This window comes from Caulobacter rhizosphaerae, assembly GCF_010977555.1.
GTDB lineage: Bacteria > Pseudomonadota > Alphaproteobacteria > Caulobacterales > Caulobacteraceae > Caulobacter > Caulobacter rhizosphaerae.
In genome coordinates, this window is the sequence record NZ_CP048815.1 from 2,454,592 (window position 1) to 2,469,954 (window position 15,363).

The window sequence follows — 15,363 nt, forward strand, 5'->3', positions numbered from 1 at the left end:
GTTCAACCTGCGTCGTTGAGCGGCGAGGCGGCCTTCCAGTCGAACAGTTCCTGCAGGGTGCGCACCGCCCGGCCGCGGGGCGAGGTCAGGTCGGGGTCGCGGGCCAGGATTAGCCGGGCGTCGTCGGCGGCCACGGCGATCAGGTCCCGGTGGGCGACCGGGTCGGCCAGCCTGTAGGCCGGGAAGCCGCTCTGCTTGAGGCCCAGCGGATCGCCGCCGCCGCGCAGCTCAAGGTCCTTCTCGGCGATCTCGAAGCCGTCGTCGCTGCGGCGCAGGATGTCCAGCCGCTGCTGGGCGGTCTCCGACAGCGGCGGGTCGTAGAGCAGCACGCACGAGCTCTCGCGCGCCCCGCGGCCCACCCGCCCGCGCAGCTGGTGAAGCTGGGCCAGGCCGAAGCGGTCGGCGTGCTCGATCACCATGATGCTGGCGTTGGGCACGTTGACCCCGACCTCGACCACCGTGGTCGCCACAAGCACCGACACCTTGCCGTCGACGAAGTCGGCCATGACCGCGTCCTTCTCGGCGGCCGGCATCTGGCCGTGGACCAGGCCGACGCTGGGGCCGATGGCCTGGCGCAGGGCGGCGGCCCGCTGCTCGGCGTCGCGCAGGTCGATCTTCTCGGACTCCGAGACCAGCGGGCAGATCCAGAAGGCCTGGGCCCCGGCCTGGGCGGCCGCCTTCAGCCGCTCGATGATCTCGGGAATGCGCGGGGTGGGCGCGGCGCGGGTGGCGACGGGGGTGCGGCCCGGCGGCTTTTCGTCGATGCGCGAGACGTCCAGGTCGCCGAACACGGTCAGCTCCAGGGTGCGCGGGATCGGCGTGGCCGACATGGCCACCAGGTGCGCGCCCCCTAAGCCATCAATAAGTCCCTTGTCCTGCAGCCGCTTGCGCTCGTTGACGCCGAACCGGTGCTGCTCGTCAATGATCGTCAGGCCCAGGGCCTTGAAGGCGACGTCGTCCTGGAACAGGGCGTGGGTGCCCACGGCCACGGCGGCCGAGCCGTCGGCCAGCTTGGCCAGTTTCGACGCCCGGGCCGAGCCCTTGTCGCGGCCGGTCAGCAGGATCACCGCCAGGCCCTGCGCCTCCAGCGGCGGGGCCAGGGTCTCGTAGTGCTGGCGGGCCAGGATCTCGGTCGGGGCCATCAGGGCCGACTGCAGGCCGCTGGACGCCGCGTCGGCCATGGCCAGCATGGCCACCACCGTCTTGCCCGAGCCGACGTCGCCCTGCAGCAACCGGCCCATGCGCTCGCCGCTGGCCATGTCGCCGCGCACCTCAGACAGGGCGCGGATCTGAGCCCCGGTCAGCCTGAAGGGCAGGGCCTTCTCGACGGAGTCCGACAGGGGACCGGCGACGATGCGCGGCGCGGGGTGCGAGCGCTTGCCGGCCTTGCGCTGGGCCAGGGCCAGCTGGTGGGCCAGCAGTTCGTCATAGGCCAGGCGGCGGCGGGCGACCGACATCGGCGACAGGTCGATCTCGGCCTGCGGGCCGTGGACCAGGGCCAAGGCCTCGCGCCAAGCCGGAAAGCCGCTCTTGGCCAGCCAGGCCGGATCCTGCCACTCCGGCAGGGCGGCGGCCCGCTCCAGGGCTTCCTGGGCGAACTTGCGGAAGGTGCGGGAGGGGAGGCCCGCGGTGGCCGGATAGACCGGCTCGATCGGCGGGATCTCGCCGACCCGCTCGGCCTCGAGCAGGTAGTCGGGATGGGCGACCTGGATCTCGCTGCCGAACCGCTCGACCTTGCCGCTGACCGCCCGCCGGGCCCCGACCGGATGCTGGCGCTCCAGGTGCGGCCCGTGGCCCTTGAACCAGGTCAGGGTGACGAAGCCGTGCTCGTCCCAGGCGCGGACCCGCCACGGCTGGCCGGAGCGCTGCGGCGGCAGGTGGGCGTCGATGGTGACCAGGAAGGTCTGGACCTGGCCGTCGACGGCGCGATCCGAGGTGGTGGCCGTGCGGCGGACCAGGCCCTGGGGCAGGGTGAATAGCACGTCGCGGACGATCGGCCCCGCCAGCCGCTCGACCAGCGGCGCGACGCGCGGCCCTACGCCCTTCAGCGTGGAGACCGGCGTGAACAGCGGAAAGAGAATCTCGGGGCGCATGTGGGACCACCATAGCGAAGCCCGCGACGGATGTGGACGCCGCCGTGTTCTCTTTTCGTGCCGTTCAGCGATTTCGAAGGAAGCTCGGCCGTAAAAGGCCGAACGGATCCCGGGGGTGACGCCTATGTCGTCCCCCGAAACCCGAAGGCGGGCCTATTCGCCCTTGTTCATGGCCGGATTCAGCGCGGCCAGGATGTCCTGCAACTCGTCCGAGCGCGAGGCGCCCGAGACGTTCAGGCGGGTGTAGAGGTACTCGGCCTTGTGTTTCATCGCCGCCTCGGGGAAGCGATTGCCGGCCCCGTGCAGGTTGTTGGCCTCGCCGGCGTAGACGACGGTTCCGGTGGCGTCGACGAAGACGAAGTTGCCAGCGATCGTCGTCCGAGGATCGCGATCCTCGGCCAGCTTGTAACGGTAGACGGCGCCTGATGCGCCTTGCAGATCGATATAGGGTTTCACTGGACCTCGCCTCACAGCACACGGCGTCGGCGGAGAGGAGGTGAGGGGCGCCGGAGGCCAAATTATGACCTTAGGCCACTCACCTTGCTGAGGAATCGCCGCGTACGTTCTTCCTTAGGCGAACCAAGCACTTCGGCGGAAGGGCCTTGTTCAATTATAACGCCGTCATCCATGAACAGCGTCCGATCGGCCACATCCCGGGCGAAGTCCATCTGGTGGGTCACGATCACCATGGTCCGCTTCTCGGCGGCCAGGTCGCGGATCACCGTCAGCACCTCGCCGACCAGTTCCGGATCCAGGGCCGAGGTCGGTTCGTCGAACAGGATGACCTGCGGATCCATGGCCAGGGCCCGGGCGATGGCGCAACGCTGCTGCTGGCCGCCGGACAGCTCCCGCGGATAGGCGTCGACCCGATGGGCCAAGCCCACCTTGGTCAGCAGGGCCCGGGCCCTGTCACGGGCGGCGGCGGGCGCTTCGCCGCGCACCACGATCAGGCCCTCGGCGACGTTGTCCAGGGCCGTGCGGTGCGGGAACAGGTTGAAACCCTGGAACACGAAGCCGACCCGGCCCTTCAGGGCGCGGGCCAGCGGCGGCTTGGCGCCGGCCGTGATCCCGGCCACGGTCAGGGTCCCGCCGTCGATGGCCTCCAGTCCGGCCAGGCAGCGCAGAAGGGTGCTCTTGCCCGAGCCGCTGGGACCGATGACCGCGACGACCTCGCCGGGCGTCACGGTCAGGTCGACGCCGTTCAGCACGGTCGTGTCGCCGAAGCGCTTGACCAGGCCCTTGGCGTCGATGGCGCTTCCTGGAGCCTCGCTCATCGGCGACCCTCCGCCTGGCGTTCCAGCCGGGTCTGGCCCAGGGCCAGCAGGCTGGACAGGATCCAGTAGAGGGCGGCGGCCGCCAGGTACATGGCGAAGATCTCGTAGGTGCGAGCGGTGATCAACTGGGCTTGGCGGAACAGCTCGGGCACCTGGATGGTGGCGGCCAGGGAGGTGTCCTTGACCAGGCTGATGAAGCTGTTGGACAGGGGCGCGACGGCGGTGCGGGCCGCCTGGGGCAGGATCACCCGGCGCAGGGCCTGGCCGCGGCTCATCCCCAGCACGCTGGCGGCCTCCCACTGGCCCTTGTCGACGGCGGCGATGGCGCTGCGCAGGATCTCGCCGGCATAGGCCCCGATATTGATCGAGAAGCCGATCCCGGCGGCCAGCAACGGCGGCAGCTGCACGCCCATCTGCGGCAGGCCGTAATAGATCAGGAACAGCTGCACCAGCAGCGGCGTGCCGCGGATCGCCGAGACATAGACGGCGGCGGGCCAGCGCAGGAACGGGCTGCGCGACAGTCGCATCAGGGCCAGGCCGAACCCGATCGCCAGACCCACGCCCATGCCGATCAGGCTGAGCAGCACTGTGTAGCCCGCGCCCTTCAGCAGCAGCGGCGCCGATTGCGCGATGAGGTCGAGGGCGGGGGTCATCGCGGACGGGCCGCGGGCGCGGCTGGGGACAGGCGCATGCGCCTGTCCCCAATCCTGGAACGGACCTTCACTTCGTCACGTCCTGGCCGAACCATTTCATCGAGATCGCCGCCAGCTGGCCGTTGGCGCGCAGGGCGTCGATGGCCTCGTCGATCGTGACCTTCATGGCGGGGTCGCGCAGCATCGCCACGCCCATGCCCTGGCTGGCGAAGGGCGGGCCGGAGGCGACGAAGTCGGGCGAGGTCTTGACGAAGTCGGCGGCCACCAGCCGGTCGTTCAGCACCGCGTCGATGCGGCCGGCCTTCAGGTCCTGGTACTTGGTGGGGTCGTCGTCATAGGTGCGAACGACGGCGGTAGGGACATTGGTCCGCAGCCAGGTCTCGTAGTTGGTGCCCAGGCCCACGCCCACCTTCCTCCCCGCCAGGTCGGCGGGCGTTGCGATCCCCGCCTGGCCCTTGCGGACGATGATCTGGATGCCCGAGACGGTGTAGGGCCGCGAGAAGTCGTACTTGGCCGCCCGTTCCGGCGTGATGGTGATCTGGTTGATCACCACGTCGATGCGCCTGGACTCCAGCGCCCCCAGCAGGCCGGCGAACGGCGAGGGGTGGAACTCGGCCTTGACCTTCATCTGGGCGGCCAGGGCCTTGGCGAAGTCGACCTCGAAGCCGGCCAGCTGGCCGTCCTTGTCCTGGAAGTTGAATGGCGGATAGGTGCCTTCCAGGCCGATGCGCAGGGTCTTGGTCGCCTCGACCCGCTTGAGGCCGGTCTCGGCCGCGTCGCCGGCCTTGCCGCCGCAGCCGGCCAGGGCCCCCAAACCCAGCGTGGCCGCGCCGAGAGCCAGGCCGATCAGGAGTTCACGACGAGCGGGGAATCGCATGCGAGCCTCGGAAGACGAAATCATCCGCCCATTTCTATACGCCCCGCGCGCCGCCGCCAGAGGCAAGCCGCGCCGCCGCGCCGCCGACCCCAACCTGACCGAGATTTAACCTGACGACGGGCCTCGGCTCTGGCTTCCTGCCGGGCTGTATCGTTCGTCGGGGGACTTCCATTGGCTCTGTTCGATCCGGCCGCCGCCACCGCGGCCTATCTGGCGCAACTGCCGCCCGAGGCGCACGCCAAGGCCACGGCCTATACGCAAGGCGGGCATTGGCTGCTGCTGTGGGGCTTCGTGGTCTCGGCCCTGGTGTCGGTCCTGATCGTACGCTGGGGCGTGCTGGTCGTCCTGCGCCGGCGGCTGGAGCGTCGCAAGGCGCGGCCCGTCCTGGTCAGCCTGGTGGTCGGCGTCGTCTACCTGCTGGTCGACAGCGTCCTGAGCCTGCCGTGGTCGATCTACGCCGACTGGTGGCGGCAGAAACAGTACGGCCTGACCAGCCAGGCCTTCGCCGGCTGGCTGGGCGAGCAGGCGATCAGCACGGCGATCGGCGCGGTGCTGTTCGGCCTGTTCCTGACCGCGCTCTACGCCCTGATCCGCAAGGCGCCGCGCAGCTGGTGGCTGTGGAGCGGCGGGCTGACGGCGGTGTTCATCACCGTCATGATGGTGCTGGCCCCGATCTATATCGAGCCGATCTTCAACCGGTACACGCCCGCGCCGGCCGGACCGGTGCGCGACCAGGTGGTCGCCATGGCCAGGGCCAACGGCATCCCGGCCGACAAGATCTTCGTCTACGACGGCTCCAAGCAGTCCAACGCCTATACGGCCAACGTCTCGGGCCTGTTCGGCTCGGCGCGGGTGGCGATGAGCGACACCATGTTCAAGCAGGGCGCGGACTTGGCCGAGGTGCGCGGCGTGGTCGGCCATGAGATGGGCCATTACGCCCACCACCACGCGCTGTGGATCGCCGGCGTCATGAGCCTTCTGGCCATCGTCGCCTTCTTCCTGGTCGACCGTCTGTTCGCGCCGGTCGCGGCCCTGATGAGCGCGGAAACGGTGCGGGGCCTGGCCGACCCGGCCGGCCTGCCGGTGCTGGCGGTGATCCTGGGCCTGCTGGGCCTGCTGGGCCAGCCGGTGACCAACAGCCTGATCCGCATCGCCGAGAGCGACGCCGACCACTACAGCCTGGTGCATTTCAACGAGCCGGACGGCCTGTCCAAGGCCCTGGTCAAGACCATCGAATACCGGGCCGCGACGCCGGGCCGGCTGGAGGAGATCCTGTTCTACGACCACCCGGCGGTGGGCAATCGCATCCGCCGGGCCATGGACTGGAAGGCGGCGCATCCGAAGGCGGATTAGCTGAGAGGCTGTGCGTCCTTCGAGGCCCGCTGCGCGGGCGCCTCAGGATGAGGAGCGTTGTAGCTCTGAATTCCTCATCCTGAGGTGCGAGCCGTAGGCGAGCCTCGAAGGACGCAATGCGCTACCGCTTGCGCACGAACACCGTCCCCGCCGAATAGCCCGCGCCGAAGCTGCAGATCAGGCCCGTCTCGCCCGGCGCGAAATCGTCGCTGGCGGTGTGGAAGGCGATGATCGAGCCGGCCGAGCTGGTGTTGGCGTAGGTATCCAGGATGATCACGTTCTCGCCGGGCTGCGGGTCTCGCCCTAGCACCTTGCGGCCGATCATCTCGTTCATGTTGATGTTGGCCTGGTGAAGCCACAGGCGCTTTAGCCCGGTCGGCTCGACGCCGATGTCGCCGGCGTGCTCGACGATCATCTCGCTGACCATCGGCACCACTTCGCGGAACACCTTGCGGCCTTCCTGCACGAACAGCTTGTCCTTGGCGCCGATCCCCTCGGGGGCCGTGCGGTTGAGGAAGCCGAAGTTGTTGCGGATGTTGTTGGAGAACTGGGTCTTCAGCCGCGTGCCCAGGATCTCCCAGCCGCCGCTGGCCTGGCTTTCGTCTTCCAGGATCACGGCCGTGGCCACGTCGCCGAAGATGAAGTGGCTGTCGCGGTCGGTGAAGTTCAGGTGGCCCGAGCAGATCTCGGGATTGACCATCAGCACCGCCTTGGCGCTGCCGGTGGCGATGAAGTCGGCGGCGGTCTTGATGCCGAAGGTCGCCGAGGAGCAGGCGACGTTCATGTCGAAGGCGAAGCCCTCGATGCCCAGGGCCTGCTGCACCTCGATGGCCATGGCGGGATAGGCGCGCTGCATGTTCGAGGCCGCGCAGATCACCGCGCCGATCTCGCTGACCGGCTTGCCCCAGCGTTCGATCGCCTGCCTGGCGGCCTCGACGGCCATCTCGGCCAGGATCGAGATCTCCTCGTTGGGCCGTTCGGGCAGGATCGGGCGCATGACCTCGGGGTCGACGATTCCGGTCTTGTTCATCACGTAGCGGGCCTTGATGCCCGAGGCCTTCTCGATGAACTCGGGCGAGGAGGGGGCCAACGCGGTGATCTCGCCGGCCGCGATCGCCTCGGCGTTGGCGGCGTTGAAACGCTCGACATAGGTGTTGAAGGCTTCGACCAACTCGGTGTTCGAAACGCTGAACGGCGGGGTGTACAGCCCCGTGGCGACGATGACGGCTTTAGGCAAGGCGGCGGTCCCGGTGACGCTGGCGCGCCTCCCCTGAAAACAGGTGCGGGCGCGGCTTGGCTCTGTTGTCCGATCAATAGCACGCCCGGCGCGGGCGTCACCTTTCCCCGCGCGGCAGGGATGTCACACCTCGCCGCTTTCGAGGCCGGACACGGAACGATTTGGCGTCGCCACAATCGCCACGGACATGTCGGGAACGACACGCAATGGCCGCAAAAGGCCCAGGGAGGGTCCAATGGCGGCCCCAGGGCGCGGCTATCCAGGGCAGGCCGAGGCGCTCCCCCTGCCTCGCCAGTACCAAGGAGTACACAATGAAGACTCTCATGTCGGCGGCCGTTCTGGCCGCGCCGGTGGTCGCCATGGCGGTCGCCGCCGCTCCCTCCCTGTCCCACGCCCAGGACACCGGGGTCTACGGGACCCTCGGCTACGCCGGATCCCGCGCCGAAGGCGCCGACACCGGCGCGGTGCAGGGCCGCCTGGGCGCCAAGCTGACCCCGCATTTCGGCGTCGAGGGCGAGCTGTCCGGCGGCGTCAAGGACGACGACATCGACACCAACGGCGTGCGGTCCAACATCGAGCAGACCCATTCGGCCGCGGTCTATGGCGTGGGCTTCCTGCCCGTGACCCCGAACATCGACCTGATCGGCCGCGTCGGCTACGGCAACACCCAGTTCAAGCAGACCCTGGCCGGGGTCGAGAGCAAGTTCGACGCCGACAGCGTCAACTACGGGGTCGGCGCCCAGTACAAGGTCGACGACAAGAACGGCGTGCGCGTCGACTACACCCGCCAGCAGTTCCGCGACAACGACGCGGCCGACGCCAACGTGGTGTCGGTGGGCTACGCCCGGAAGTTCTAGTCAGGCCTGGACCTCAAACGAAAGAAGCGCGCCTCCTTGCGGGGGCGCGCTTCCTGATTCCCGGGGATGTCGGCGGTCAGCTGAAGACGGCGGCCGTGTCGCCCGTGCTCGAGCTCTTGGGATCGGGGCCGAACTTGTTGGGGCCGCTGGTGCCCGGCAGCACGGTGAAGACCAGCAGCACCAGGCCGCCGACGAAGGGCAGGAGGGCGATCAGCAGCCACCAGGCCGAGCGGTCGGTGTCGTGCAGCCGGCGGAAGCTGACGGCCAGGCTGGGGATGAGGATCCCGAGGACGAACAGGAAGTAGAGGCCGCTCAGCACCATGCCGATGGGGTTCATGTTGCCGCTGGTTCCACCGCCGATCGCGCTGACCAGGATGAAATAGGCGATCTCGACCAGGACGATGAACAGCGTGAACAGCCAGTATTCCGAACGGCGGGCGCGGCCGGAGAAATCGGCGTATTTCTTGAGCGGCTGGAACATCAGGGACATGGCAGGCTCCTGTGAAGGCCCCCGGAGGGGCGTGAATTTCGCGGTCAGGCCTGGGCCGGATCGGAAGGCGGGCCGCCGGCTGGCGGGTAATAGTGGTTGTGCACGACGGTCGGGTGGCCGTAGCCGGGGCGGCCCTTGGGATCGGGGCCGTAGCGGTTCTCGCCGGGCGTGCCGTCCAGCAGGGTGAAGATGAACACCACGAAGCTGCCGAAGGGCACGAAGCTCAGCAGCAGCCACCAGCCGGACTTGTCGCTGTCGTGCAGGCGGCGGATGCTCACCGCGAGGCTGGGGATGAGCATGGCCAGGCAGAACAGCCCCAGCAGCGCCAGGAAGATCGAGGCCGCGACGTTGAGCTGACCGTCGCCGCCGCCCGTCGCCGCGGCGACCATGACCAGGGCGAGGAACAGGCCGAAGGTGACCAGGACTTGGAACAGCGTGAACAGCCAGTATTCCGAACGCCGGGCGCGGCCCTCGAACTCGGCATACTTGCGCAAGGCCTCGAACATCATGCGGTTAAGCTTCCCCCGATGGCCGGCGATTGGCCGATTCTGACAACCCGAAGGCGAACCTAGGGTGGGAAGACGGTCGCCGTAAAGAACAATTGCCAAGATCACTTGGCGGCCGGGCGGAAGGCTTGACGCCGGCCGACGCCACGCCGACGCTGAAGCGATCGGGAGGAAGCGTCGCTTTGGACAAGGCGCTGATCATTCAGCTGGCGGGCTCGGCCGCGGCCGTGGGGCTGCTGGTGGCCCTGGCGGCCTGGGCGCGGATCGCGCGGCCGACTCCGCCGCTCGACGCCGAGGCCGCGCGAGCCCTGCTGGCGATCGAGTTCCCTGACGACCCGGTCGAGGCCCTGTGGATCGCCGCCGACGGGGCCGGGCTGGTGGCGCGGTCGGGCGAGCGGGCCCTGGTCGCCTGGCGCAGGGGCGACGGCTATGTGGCTCGTGAACTGCCGTGGGCCGCGGCGCTGGCCGCCAGGCCCGCCCGGGGCGTCCTGGCCCTCAGGACCGCGGACGGCGTGGCCCGCCTGGCGCTGAACGACGGCGAGCCCTGGCCGCCGTCGCGGTTCCTGTCCGGGGAGATCGCCGCGTGAAGACCTTCGACCCTGTGCAGGCGGCCATTCCGTTCTTCGTGCTGGCCGTGATCCTGGAGATCGTCCTGGCGCGGATGGGCCGGGCGAACGCCCGCTACGAGACCCGGGACACCGCCGTCTCCCTGGCCATGGGCCTGGGCAGCAGCATCGCCGGAACCCTCGTGGGCGGGGTGATCTTCGCCGCCAGCCTGTGGGTCTGGCAGCACCGGATCTTCACGATCCCGATGACCGCCGTCTGGGCCTGGGCGGCGCTCTTCTTCGCCGAGGATCTGACCTATTACGCATTCCACCGTCTGTCGCACGAACGGCGGTTCTGGTGGGCCAGCCACGTCAACCACCACACCTCCACCCACTACAACCTGTCGACCGCCCTGCGGCAGACCTGGACGGGCGGGGTGGCCGGGACCTGGCTGCTGTGGCTGCCGCTGTCGTTCCTGGGCTTCCCGCCGGCCATGGTGGCCATCCAGAAGGGGATCAGCCTGGTCTACCAGTTCTGGATCCATACCGAGGCGATCAAGCGCATGCCGGCCTGGTTCGAGGCGGTGTTCAACACGCCCTCGCACCACCGGGTGCACCACGCCCGCAACCCCCGCTACCTGGACGCCAACTACGCTGGGGTGCTGATCATCTGGGACCGGATGTTCGGCACCTTCATCCCCGAGACCGACGAGGAGCCGATCCGTTACGGCACGGTCAGGAATCTGGCCAGCTTCAACCTGCTGACCAACGTCTTCCACGAGTGGACCGGCATCGGCCGGGACCTTCTGGCGTCACGCTCGCTGCGTGAAGTGCTGGGCTACCTGTTCGGCCCGCCCGGCTGGAGCCCGGACGGATCGCGGGACACGTCCCGCACGCTGAAGGCCAAGTGGCGGGCGCGGTCGGAGGCCGCCGAACGGTCCCGCGTCGAGGCGCGGAACGACCCGGCGGCCTGACCCTCAGTCGATCTTGACGAAGGGCGTCGCGCCGCCGGTCACCTTGGGCAACTCGCCGTTCCACTTCTCGATGGCCAGCTGCTGCAGGATCTGCGGGTTGGCGCGGATGGCCTCGCCCTTGATGCGGATGGATTCGGCCTCGCCGCGCGCCTTGGCGATGGCGGCGTTGGCCAGGGCGGTTTCCTTGGCTTCCAGCGCCTTGGCGGCCAGGGCCTCCTGCTCCAACTGGGTCTTGTTCTGCATCTGCTGGATGATGGCGTCCGGATAGCGGATCGAGCCGATCCAATCCATCTGCGAAACCGTGACGCCGTGCTTGGCCCACTTGCCCGACACCCGGGCGAAGGCGCGCTGCATCACCGCCTGGCGACCGCCGCTGTACAGCGTCTCGACCCCGACCTTCTCGGCCTCGGCGGCGACCGCTGAGCGCACGTCGTTGCGGATCGGACCGTCCAGCAGCTGGTCGAACGACAGGCGATAGGTCTGGTAGAGGTTGGGCGCCGAGGCCGGGTTCACCTGCAGGGTCACCGACACGTCCGCCGTCATCGGCAGGCCGGTGTTGTCGGAGAAGGTGATCTCCTCGTTCTCGTTGCCGCGCTCATCCTTTTCGCGGGTGTAGCTGTAGGTCCGCTGGATCACCGGATACTGGACGATCCGCTCGCCGATGCCGCGGAAATACCAGCGGGCGGGCAGGGGCTCGGGCGAGACGCCGGCCCCGGAGCCCAGGGTCTTGATCTTCACGCCGGCGTTGCCGGGCTCGACCGTGGTGCTGTGCGAGGCGACGCCGCACGAACCCACCAGCAGGACCAGCAGGCTGACGCCGCCGATGGCGATCACCCGACCGGTGTTCTGGATCTTCGAGCGCGTCTTGGCGGCCCGCGCTTGGAAGTCGTTCGTCATTCCCCGATGTCCCCGTTGTTGGAATTCTGGCTCCTGGCGATATCCCGGATCAGGATGGACGCCAGCTTGCCCAAGCCCATCACCCCGACCGCGAAGGCGATCGGCGCAGCGACAAGACCGATGTCGGTCGCCGAACCCCATAGGGGCCCAACGATCACCCGCAGCAGCACGACGGCCAGCGACAGCCAGCCGATCAGATAGGCCGCGGCCTTGGCGTAGATCACGACGTGCTCCCCCATGCGGGCCGTCCCGCGTTCGCGCGAGGGTAGACCGGGAAGCTGCGCAGGGCCACGGTCGATGGCGGTGGAGGAGAGGGCGGTTGCTGGAGGAGCGGGGCGATGGGTTGCTTTCGACTCTAGCGGACGTCAAGAAACGTGATTAGCTCGGCCATGGTCTTCAAATGGATCGGTCTAGTCGCGCTCGGGTTGGCGCTCGCGTCGTGCTCGGGCGAGGGCTTCACCAGCCACACCCGGCAGTTTTCCGGCGTCTGGCTCTACGAGTTTGAAGGGTCGACCTTTGTCGAAGGCGCCACCGAGATACCGACGGAGCGCCCAGCCGCTGAAGAGATGGACTGGCTGGAGTGGGCCGATTGGCCGGATCTGGAAAACCTCATGGAGAAGCGCCTCGGAAACGGGGACTGCTACACGGTTCAGCCGTTCCTGGTCACTTTTGTCGGTCGCAGGACGCACCATCCATTTGGTGGCGCCGGCCATCTGGGCCTATGGCGATCAACGGTGACGGTGCAAAGACCGATCTCGGCCAAACGGCTCGGCCCGTCATTCTGCTACGACCGCTGACGACCCAAGTCGGATGTTTCGCAGATTTTCCGCTCATTACATTGATCCGTCATTCCCGCCCTTGTGGCGGGAACCCCTCGATCCGCTGCAACGGCGGAGGTGTGGCGCGCTGGCGCGCCAAGCCGCCTCACCGTCGGCTGAACCAGGGGTTCCCGCCACAAGGGCGGGAATGACGGAGCTTATTGGGAAAGGCAGCTGACCACCCTTCACAGACCTTCCAAAGCTCCGCTTCGTCGAGGCCCGCATCCGCTCCGATGCGGGCGAGATATGATCTAGCGAAAAGCTTTGCAAAAAAACTTACTCCCATCGCTCCCGGCGTGTTTCCCCAGCAATAACAACGCCCCAAACGCACTTATCCTCCCCCTCCCACGCCGGCGCATAATCACTGCACCACAAGGCGATGGGGAGGGCGCTAAGGCCTGCGACCTTCGCGGCCTTGGGGTGCGGTCGAGCGGGAAGCGCTCGTCGGCGGCGGTTTGCTCCCAAGGCGGGCCGCGACCTGCATCCCTCTGGAGCCGGCCGGGCCTGGAACACAAAAACGGCGTGGGGTGCTAGGGCTGGCGAGGGCGAAGGCGGGCGGTGACGCCCGCCGCAAGGGACGGGGCTTCGCGGGCCTCGCCCTCCCGTCGGGGGCCAAGACCAGCGAGGTCCGAACAGGGCCGATCGCCGGACGCTCCCGGATAACGACCGCGCGGAGCGTCGGTCTGAGTCGAAACGGTATCAATCTACAAAGCTTCCGGGCCCAGCCCGGCGCTCCGCGTCCCTCCCCGAACTTCAGCGGCTGTCCGCGTGAAGCGGCGAGACCGCGTCCAGAGCTGGGGACAGGCGCATGCGCCTGTCCCCGTCCGCGGCGAAACCCCGTCCATGAAAGGAGACCTTTCATGCCTCGAACCCGAACCTGGGCCCGCCGGCGCGCCGCCTTGCTGGCGGCCGGCCTCACCCAGCCCGATCCCGAGCGCACGCGCGGACGGACGGGCCATCTTCGTCGCCAGATCTGGAAGAAATTCGCGGCGCACGAAGACCGCTGCGTCGGGGAGGCGGGATGGCCAGCCGCCCAGCGCAGGGGCGCATTCGACTAGACGTCGTGCAGCTTCACGCCAGCCTAATCCCGCAGCAGCGGCAGGCTCAGGCCCGTGGCCGGCCGCGCGGCCAGGATCTCGCGGCGGAAGCGGAACAGCTCGGCCGGGCGGCCGCCGGTGTCGGCGTCCTGGCGGCCCAGGCCCTGGACCAGGTCTTCGCGTTCGACCACCCGGCGGAAGTTCTGCTTGTGCAACGGCACCCCGGCGATGGCTTCGACCGTGCGCTGCAGGGCCGACAGGGTGAACTCGGCCGGCATCAGCTCGAACACCACGGGGCGGTACTTGATCTTGCCGCGCAGCCGCGACAGGCCGGTGGCCAGGATGCGGCGGTGATCCGAGATCATCGGCTCGCCCAGGGCCGCCGACAGGGCGGCGGGCTCGGCCGGGGCGTGGCCCTCGGCCCGGGCCTGGTCGCGGGCCGCCTCGGGGGCCAGGCCCGCCTCGTAGAGCAGCTCGTAGCGCTCCAGCACCCGCTCCTCGTTCCACGGCGCGCCGTCCAGGGCGAAGGCCAGGCGAGCCCGCGAGGCCTTGCCGGGGTCGTCGCCGGCCCAGCGGCGCAGGGCGGGGGCGATGGCCTCGTCCAGCAGGGCGGGGCGGCCGTGGCGCCAGTCCTCCCAGGGGAAGAAGGCCGACCACGGGGCCCAGGCGGTGTCGGGAGCCTGGGTCTCGACCGCCGTGGGGGTCAGGCCCAGATAGCCGACCGAGACGACCCGGGCCGCCCCGGCCCCCATCTCGGCGCGCGGCGCGTCGCGACCCTCGTCCCCGAAGGTGTAGAGCTGCTCCACATAGCCCAGCTGGAAGCGGGTCTGCTGGGTGACGAAGGCGCGCAGGCCCAGCTCGAAGGTGCGGTGGCCGGCGGGGTCGAACGGACCGAACGGCAGGCCGGGCAGGGGGCTGGCGGCGTCGGTGACGGCGTCGTGCGGCCGGACGGTCAGCACCACGGCCTCGCCGTCGCGGATGGCCACCACCACCGCCGACAGGCCGATGACGACCGAGGTCGGGCCCGGGGCCCCTTGGTCTCGAGGGCCGCTCATTCGGTCTCGAACGCCGCGCCGGGCGCGGACTCGAAGCCGGCGGCGCGGGACAGCACGTGAAAGCGCTGGACATAGCGGGCCTGGGCCTCGAACGGCGGCAGGGGCAGGATCTTCAGGTCATAGCCGGCCGGCGGCGCCCCGAAGATGGCCAGGGACTCGGCGTGCTCGAAGCCGGCCAACTGGGTGGCCTCGAAGAAGGCGCAGGCCCGGTCGGCCGACTTGATCAGCTTCTTGACCGCCGGCGGGGTCTTGGGCGGCAGGCCGAAACGGATGTGGATCGCGTCCTCCAGCCGGGCCTCGAAGTCCTTGTAGCTGACGCCCAGGGCCGCCTTGAACGGGCTGATCATGTCGCCGATCACATATTCGCTGGCGTCGTGCAGCAGGGCGGCCAGCCGCCATTTCGGCTCGAGGTCGGGCTTGATGTGGGCGGCGATCTCCTCGACCACCACGCTGTGCTGGGCGACCGAGAAGCCGTGCTCGCCGGTGGTCTGGCCGTTCCAGCGCGCCACCCGGGCCAGGCCGTGGGCGATGTCCTCGATCTCGATGTCCATCGGCGAGGGGTCCAGCAGGTCCAGCCTGCGTCCCGACAGCATGCGCTGCCACGCCCGGGGCGGAGTTTTATGCAGCCCTTTGGCCACGAAATCGTTCCTTACGGTGAAGGTGCAGGCCTGACCCTGTCTGGACTGGCCCATCGATT

General features: G+C 69.0%; 17 protein-coding genes and 2 pseudogenes. 6 read left to right on the top strand and 13 right to left on the bottom strand.

The features are described from left to right. Positions 1 to 2: 2 nt before the first annotated feature. From recG to tcyJ, 5 genes are all read right to left on the bottom strand, one after another. A complete protein-coding gene (gene recG / locus G3M57_RS11340; RefSeq protein ID WP_163230568.1) occupies positions 3 to 2,093 on the bottom strand; it encodes an ATP-dependent DNA helicase RecG in 2,091 nt (696 codons plus the stop codon). 153 nt (positions 2,094 to 2,246) lie between these two features. Continuing rightward, a complete protein-coding gene (locus G3M57_RS11345; protein ID WP_056752082.1) occupies positions 2,247 to 2,549 on the bottom strand; it encodes a hypothetical protein in 303 nt (100 codons plus the stop codon). Between the two features lie 62 nt (positions 2,550 to 2,611). Further along, positions 2,612 to 3,367, bottom strand: a complete 756-nt coding sequence (locus G3M57_RS11350) for an amino acid ABC transporter ATP-binding protein (protein WP_163230570.1) — start codon at positions 3,365 to 3,367, stop codon at positions 2,612 to 2,614. After that, positions 3,364 to 4,020, bottom strand: a complete 657-nt coding sequence (gene tcyL / locus G3M57_RS11355; protein WP_163230572.1) for a cystine ABC transporter permease — start codon at positions 4,018 to 4,020, stop codon at positions 3,364 to 3,366. Before tcyL ends, G3M57_RS11350 begins: the two co-directional genes overlap by 4 nt. Positions 4,021 to 4,087: 67 nt before the next feature. Continuing rightward, the gene (tcyJ, locus tag G3M57_RS11360; RefSeq protein ID WP_163230574.1) at positions 4,088 to 4,897 is read right to left on the bottom strand and encodes a cystine ABC transporter substrate-binding protein; all 810 of its coding nucleotides are present in this window, start codon (positions 4,895 to 4,897) and stop codon (positions 4,088 to 4,090) included. A gap of 171 nt (positions 4,898 to 5,068) precedes the next feature. On the opposite strand from tcyJ, the gene G3M57_RS11365 reads away from it, so the two are divergent. Continuing rightward, on the top strand, positions 5,069 to 6,250 hold the full coding sequence (locus tag G3M57_RS11365) for a M48 family metalloprotease (protein WP_163230576.1): 1,182 nt from the start codon (positions 5,069 to 5,071) through the stop codon (positions 6,248 to 6,250). On the opposite strand, the pseudogene G3M57_RS11370 reads toward G3M57_RS11365, so the two are convergent. Together G3M57_RS11370 and G3M57_RS11375 are read right to left on the bottom strand one after the other, a co-directional pair. Continuing rightward, positions 6,247 to 6,368: pseudogene (locus tag G3M57_RS11370) on the bottom strand (hypothetical protein). The gene G3M57_RS11365 and the pseudogene G3M57_RS11370 overlap by 4 nt on opposite strands. Positions 6,369 to 6,371: 3 nt before the next feature. Next, positions 6,372 to 7,487: a beta-ketoacyl-ACP synthase III gene (locus G3M57_RS11375; RefSeq protein WP_163230578.1), complete on the bottom strand. Its 1,116-nt coding sequence runs from the start codon at positions 7,485 to 7,487 to the stop codon at positions 6,372 to 6,374. Positions 7,488 to 7,798: 311 nt separating this feature from the next. On the opposite strand from G3M57_RS11375, the gene G3M57_RS11380 reads away from it, so the two are divergent. Beyond that, positions 7,799 to 8,344 (top strand): porin family protein, encoded by a 546-nt coding sequence (locus tag G3M57_RS11380; protein ID WP_057186073.1) that lies wholly within the window; start codon positions 7,799 to 7,801, stop codon positions 8,342 to 8,344. Positions 8,345 to 8,420: 76 nt separating this feature from the next. Here G3M57_RS11380 and G3M57_RS11385 read toward each other — a convergent pair whose 3' ends face one another. Both G3M57_RS11385 and G3M57_RS11390 read right to left on the bottom strand, forming a co-directional pair. Then, entirely contained in the window at positions 8,421 to 8,834 is a 414-nt protein-coding gene (locus G3M57_RS11385) for a DUF805 domain-containing protein (protein ID WP_163230580.1), read from the bottom strand. 44 nt (positions 8,835 to 8,878) lie between these two features. Next, complete coding sequence (locus G3M57_RS11390; RefSeq protein ID WP_163230581.1) at positions 8,879 to 9,343, bottom strand: DUF805 domain-containing protein; 465 nt, start codon at positions 9,341 to 9,343, stop codon at positions 8,879 to 8,881. A gap of 179 nt (positions 9,344 to 9,522) precedes the next feature. Between G3M57_RS11390 and G3M57_RS11395 the strand changes: the two genes are divergently transcribed. Both G3M57_RS11395 and G3M57_RS11400 read left to right on the top strand, forming a co-directional pair. After that, positions 9,523 to 9,927, top strand: coding sequence for a hypothetical protein (locus G3M57_RS11395; RefSeq protein WP_056752107.1), 405 nt, complete (start codon positions 9,523 to 9,525; stop codon positions 9,925 to 9,927). Continuing rightward, entirely contained in the window at positions 9,924 to 10,859 is a 936-nt protein-coding gene (locus tag G3M57_RS11400; protein ID WP_163230583.1) for a sterol desaturase family protein, read from the top strand. Before G3M57_RS11395 ends, G3M57_RS11400 begins: the two co-directional genes overlap by 4 nt. Before the next feature lie 3 nt (positions 10,860 to 10,862). Here G3M57_RS11400 and G3M57_RS11405 read toward each other — a convergent pair whose 3' ends face one another. Continuing rightward, positions 10,863 to 11,756: an SPFH domain-containing protein gene (locus tag G3M57_RS11405; RefSeq protein ID WP_056752113.1), complete on the bottom strand. Its 894-nt coding sequence runs from the start codon at positions 11,754 to 11,756 to the stop codon at positions 10,863 to 10,865. Beyond that, positions 11,753 to 11,995 carry a hypothetical protein gene (locus G3M57_RS11410; protein WP_056752116.1) on the bottom strand — a complete coding sequence of 81 codons (243 nt, stop codon included), beginning with the start codon at positions 11,993 to 11,995 and terminating at the stop codon, positions 11,753 to 11,755. The genes G3M57_RS11405 and G3M57_RS11410 overlap by 4 nt, the downstream gene beginning before the upstream one ends. 150 nt (positions 11,996 to 12,145) lie before the next feature. Between G3M57_RS11410 and G3M57_RS11415 the strand changes: the two genes are divergently transcribed. Together G3M57_RS11415 and G3M57_RS11420 are read left to right on the top strand one after the other, a co-directional pair. After that, positions 12,146 to 12,553, top strand: coding sequence for a hypothetical protein (locus G3M57_RS11415; RefSeq protein ID WP_163230585.1), 408 nt, complete (start codon positions 12,146 to 12,148; stop codon positions 12,551 to 12,553). Positions 12,554 to 13,434: 881 nt separating this feature from the next. Next, positions 13,435 to 13,632, top strand: a complete 198-nt coding sequence (locus tag G3M57_RS11420; RefSeq protein WP_156402103.1) for a hypothetical protein — start codon at positions 13,435 to 13,437, stop codon at positions 13,630 to 13,632. A 23-nt stretch (positions 13,633 to 13,655) separates the two neighbouring features. On the opposite strand, the pseudogene G3M57_RS11425 reads toward G3M57_RS11420, so the two are convergent. Continuing rightward, positions 13,656 to 14,739: pseudogene (locus tag G3M57_RS11425) on the bottom strand (NUDIX hydrolase). Then, positions 14,663 to 15,304: a YfbR-like 5'-deoxynucleotidase gene (locus tag G3M57_RS11430; protein WP_156402104.1), complete on the bottom strand. Its 642-nt coding sequence runs from the start codon at positions 15,302 to 15,304 to the stop codon at positions 14,663 to 14,665. Before G3M57_RS11430 ends, G3M57_RS11425 begins: the two are co-directional and overlap by 77 nt. Positions 15,305 to 15,363: the final 59 nt, after the last annotated feature.